The organism is Streptomyces sp. NRRL F-2664 (genome assembly GCF_000719345.1).
Classification (GTDB): domain Bacteria; phylum Actinomycetota; class Actinomycetes; order Streptomycetales; family Streptomycetaceae; genus Streptomyces.
Map to the genome: position 1 here is coordinate 1 of NZ_JOFX01000112.1, position 5,126 is coordinate 5,126.

General features: G+C 62.6%; 2 protein-coding genes and 1 pseudogene. 1 reads left to right on the forward strand and 2 read right to left on the reverse strand.

What is annotated here, in order from left to right; genetic code table 11:
• Positions 1 to 959: 959 nt before the first annotated feature.
• Positions 960 to 1,378 (forward strand): annotated as a pseudogene (locus IF89_RS48475) (IS110 family transposase); the annotation flags it as partial.
• Here the strand turns inward: IF89_RS48475 and IF89_RS46550 are convergent.
• Together IF89_RS46550 and IF89_RS46555 are read right to left on the reverse strand one after the other, a co-directional pair.
• Positions 1,359 to 1,757 (reverse strand): hypothetical protein, encoded by a 399-nt coding sequence (locus tag IF89_RS46550; protein WP_158718071.1) that lies wholly within the window; start codon positions 1,755 to 1,757, stop codon positions 1,359 to 1,361. The pseudogene IF89_RS48475 and the gene IF89_RS46550 sit on opposite strands and share 20 nt — an antisense overlap.
• 702 nt (positions 1,758 to 2,459) lie before the next feature.
• Positions 2,460 to 5,126, reverse strand: a 2,667-nt coding sequence (locus IF89_RS46555) for a hypothetical protein (protein ID WP_234328003.1), incomplete at its 5' end; no start/stop codon positions are given.

The window sequence follows — 5,126 nt, forward strand, 5'->3', positions numbered from 1 at the left end:
CCCATCCCCCACACAGCCACCCACCAGCCCAACCCCCCTCATGCAAACAGCCGGCCCCGCACGGGCTTGTCCACTTCGAGGACACTTGCCTCAGGGGTCTTCGGCCTCCGAAGGGACTGATGTTCATCATGAAGAGCATGAGGAAGAAGCCGCATTCTCGCCGCTCGTCATTCCAAAGTTGCAGGCCGAGTCGTCGAGCTGTGCTGGGTTCGTCTTCAGACTGATCTTGCCCGGAGCAGGAACGATGTCAGGGTGACCGCCGCTTCGTAGGAAGCGATCCCGTGGAACCCTTGAGCTGGTTGAAGCAGCGCTCGATCAGCGTGTGCCGCCGGTAGTCCTCCCGGTCGAACCTTGGCGGCCGGCCGCCGTGGCCACCGCGCCTCAGCCGGTGCCGTCGCTGGCCGGTCTTCTCGGGAATGGTGTACGCGATGCCGCGTTTGTGCAGGCAGCACGGAAGCCGCCAAGCTGCGGGCCTTGTCTGCGGTGACCCGGTCGGGCCTGCAATGCGGCCGGCCCGGGCAGGTGCGGGGCAGGCGGATACGTTCCGGCAGAGGGTGTGCGCAGACGCTGGCGTAGCGTTGGCCGGGCGCGTCGCAGGGATCGCGAGCGGGCGGCCCTTGCCGTCGCAGGCGAGGTGGACTTCGGCGGTCGGTCCGCCTCGGGATCGGCCGAGGGTGTGATCTTCCGGTTCGTCCTGCCGTGCCGCCCCGGGTACCGTCTTCGCGGCCCCGCAATGTGGCGCCCAGTTTCTGCATCCGGTATGAATTCCGCCCCTTGTCGATCATGGTCGAAAAAGTGGTGTCACCGGGAAGCACCGGAGACCGCTGACCAGGAGCATGACCGCTCACCTTGCCCGTCGAGGTGAAGCAGACCTTCGTAACGTGGATGCCGGCACGCTGGTACCGCAAGCGAGACCGGGCAGCGATCCATGGGGAGGGCTTGTACACCGCGAAGGCGAGATCGACGTCTACCTCGGTCTGGACGCCGGTAAAGGCGGGCATCACGGCACCGCTCTCAACTCCCGCGGGCAGGAGGGTCTTGACAAACGCTGCCGAACAGCGAACCGCGGCTGCTGCTCGGAGAACTGCAGGCCAAACACGGAACTGAACTCGTCGTGGTGGGCCAGCCGCCTCGATCGGCGCCCTGGCACTGACCGTCGCCCGTCTTGCGGCTGCCGTGTCGCCTACCTGCCGGGGCTGACGATGCGGCGGATCGCCGATTTCTAACCAACCGCTACCCCGGCGAGTCGACAACCGACGCCCCGGATGCCGCAGCCATCGCCGACGCCCCCTCACCATGCCGCATACCCCTGCGGGACCTGGCGCCGGACGACGAGATCGTCGCCGAGCTGAGCATGATCACGGGTTTCGACGATGACGATCGACCACCTCGATGCCAGGGGACAGACCGGGATCGTCGACAACACCGGGATCCCGGTCCGCAGGCCCGCGGCCGGCCGCAGGGACCGTGAGAAGTTCACCTCCGGCAAGAACATGCAGAACGCGGTCAAGGCCATGGTCCTCCCCGACGCCGGCGGGGCTCATGTCCTGCAGTCCCGCCTGCCAGTCGGCAGGCTGTGCCGACATCACCACGCCCGTCAGCCAGGCCCGGTCAGACACCCTGGCTGACGGCCGGCCGTGCAAATCCTCGCTGACGCCGGCTATCAGGGCCCGGGCGCTCAGACCAGCGGCCGCGTCGTGATGCCACCGCACCGCAAGTTCGAGAAGAACCCGCTGGACTGGTACCAGGAAATCCACAAGCGCCAGCGCAAGGCGACCCCCGACGCCGTATCCGCGTCGAGCACCGCAGCGCACACCTCAGAAACCGGCGGGCACCCGCCCGGCACCTGGGCCGAAACGGGCACATGCGCGACACCATGCAGACCGTGGCCGGACTGCTCTCACACCAGCAGACCGCCACCCGTGCGCCGGTCAGCCACAGTGGCCACCGGGCCGACCTGCACCCTGCGACGCCTCACCGCCACCCTGCACGAGCTCATTGGTGGCTGGTTGTGCTCATTGGGAGTAGGCGGTGGGGTTTGGATTGCTCTAGAGGCCCGTGGGAGATTGCGGCCTCGATCGGGAGGAGCTTGAGACCGCCTACCGAAAGGATACATGGGCGCCGAAGGCGGACGGCCGCTGAACTGCTGGCGAATCACACCTTTTATCTCGGGCCTGCCGCGCGGCTGGCGAATACGGCATTGTCGAAGCCTCCGTCGCCGGTGTGATATATGAGAGCACCACCTAACGACGGAGGCTTCGGCACGTCACCGCACCCTGATGACCTGCCCGTTCCCGCCTTCCAGGACTCGGATGGAAGAACCTCGCTGACTGCATTGATGTAGATATTTACGGAGGTCAGATGACTTCACATCGCCGCTGTAATTACCTCCGAAGGCCACCATCCGTGTCGGGCTATTCCAGGCGCGAACCCTTACGCTAGCGCAGCGGGTAGTCGAGTTACGGAATTCTTACAGGAATCATCTGATTCAACACGAGGTCGCCGGCACTGGCCAATCCAGCCATGATGTACTCGCCGGAGTTGAGGAACGCTCCGGGAGTGACAGGACGGACTTCTCCAGCGCCGCCTTGCAGGTCACTGCCGGATAGTGTGCAGCCCTGGGCGGGCTCACACTGAGGCGCATTGGTCGCCAGCGGCAGGCTGCCGCTCGTTATCGCCCGAGCTTTCAGCTGGATGCCGATGTCGGACCCGCTGGCGAAGAGGACAGGTTGCTGAGGCGTAGGAAGCAGAATACTGCGGCCTTCAACCATCATGGAGCTGCTGTCGCCCTTGAGGACCTGAGGGGCAGTATCCGAGCTCACCGCCAACCCGGCCCATTTAAGCTGCTGGACCTTTTTCGTTCCGTCAAGCCCAAAATACGTTGGGATTATCTTCTGGTAAATGTCATTGCTGCCGGACGTAACCCCGATCTTCCATCCCCCCTGGCCGTACCCGCCAGAATGCTGCCCGGGGCTCCGGAATGCGGCGCGGTAAAGCTCTCCGGGTCGATCCAGGTTCGTCACCAGATTATTCAGCGGATCGCGGAAGAACATGTTTCGGCGAACATATTCAAGCTCCTCGGCCCGGGCTCGCAGCGGAACAAACTCGGTGACTGCCTGGTCGAACTTATTCGGGCGGAATGTTTTCCGGACCTGGTAAAGGTCGGCGACAGTCTCGGCACCGGGCACGACTATCGGGGTCGGAGCGGGCTCATCCGCTAGCCCGATAACAGAAGACTCGGTTCCATTGGAGACTCGAAGATGGGTGTACTTGGGGCCGCCATTCTCATTCTGCCAATAGAATTCCGACGCACCAAAGGTGATAATCGCACTGCCGTCCGGATTATCAGTGCGGGAGGGTGTTGCCGCGGGGCTGAACTTTCCTATTTGGTCCCATGTGCCTGCCGCCGGGTCAGTACTCCCTTCGACCGTCATCGAAGGAACAGCGACAGCCGTTCGGCGCTTCGCGTCAGAAATTTTCCACTGAGCCCCTGAAACGTCCACTCGGTATACAGGATTAGTGTAGTCAAATGTGACAGATGTCGTCTTGGGAATGCTGGGATCGGGGGTAACCCTGTGGGCACTCAGGACCGGCGCTGCCGAGGCGGTGGGTGGCGCCTCGGTAATCACCAGTTCCCATGTCCCCAGAGCCCCACCAGATTGATCCAGCTTCAGCGCCCAGCCAAAGACACCTGCACCTTCGTCGGCCGCGATGGAAGGAAGACCGGTCTGGTCGTCGTACACAACCTTGACAATTTGCCGGGTCCACGGCTTCTGAGGCACTTCGGCCACCATATAAGCGGACCGTTGGCGCTCGGTGCATGACTCGGCAGGCGCATCAATATTGTACGGGGACTGAGGACGTGCACTGACAGAAATGGCGGTTTGATATGTCCGGCTTTGCCCGGCGGTGAGCTCTGCCGGTTTTCCTCCTTCAGGAAACCCGAATCCGGGGGCCATCGGCAGGTCATTTATCCAACAGCCCCTGTCCAAGGCCGGGCTCGCCGCCATGTAAATCTGTACGTTTTGCCGCCCGGAGTTAACAACTTTCAGGTTGGCCGTCTGATATCCAGGTACCAGACGCTCTAGTTCCCGGTTGCTCATGAGAACCGTCTGGTTGCGATTACCGCCAGCAGAGATGATGACCCCCTGCATCCGGCGTTCGTTGCTAGGATCACGCTCGAGGACCATGCTCTGTTCCACTTGCGCGTTCCGGTCACGGCCGACAGCAAGACGATCGCGCCCTTCTGCGTCTTTGAAGAACGTCAGGCCGCGGGGCGTTGCCGAGGTGTCCGGGTTATCATCACCGTACGCTACCGGCTCGTTGACGTTGCGGTCGAGAGGAAGCAGCCCAACCCGCCCGGGTACCCGCTGTAGTCCAGGGCCCAAGTTGGTCCAGACGGAGACTGCTAGCACATCTTTTCCGTCACCCGCTAGGCGCCCAAACGAGAAGGAAGTGGGTATGATCCATGGCACATCAGGAGCATCCGTCCGCGGCCAATACGCGCGGATGAAGCTACCCGTGGTCGGGTCAACTAGATAAGCAGCATATGAGTGGCGCGTTATGCGCCCTACAGCAAGAACCGGCTTGCCAGCCAATTGCCCGAATTTCAGTGCAGTTATCTGGCCTTGCGGGTCACCAGAGTACCGCGAATACTTGGGATCAGTTCCGAAGGTCTCCAAGATTGCACTCCGGGCCGTTGTGGCAGGTTGCAAACTGGCAGTCTTGAACATACGGATTCCAGTTACATTGAGTCCGGCTGCCAGTATTTCCTCGCCGCCAACTATCCCAACGGAGAGTGTAGTTACCTTACGGTCCGCCAGGACGGCGGCACCAGCAAGAGCCAGGGTGTGTTTCCCTGCCGCGTCAGGCCTTTCGGAGATTGCGAATTTTTTAATTGTGGTGCCGTTCTGCGGAGTGGTGAGGAATATCGCTCCTTTGCCGACCGCAATACGCGTACCGTACATGCCGATGTCTGCTAGTCGCCGCGCTCCGTCAGGCAGAGCCTGATGGTTCGCAGGTGCCTGCCAGTACTGGGCGTCCGGCCCCAGACCCAGCTTCACCGGCCCGGCAAGAACCCTGGGGGTGGCGCTGCGGGCGGGGTGGTCGTAGACCGTCACCTCACC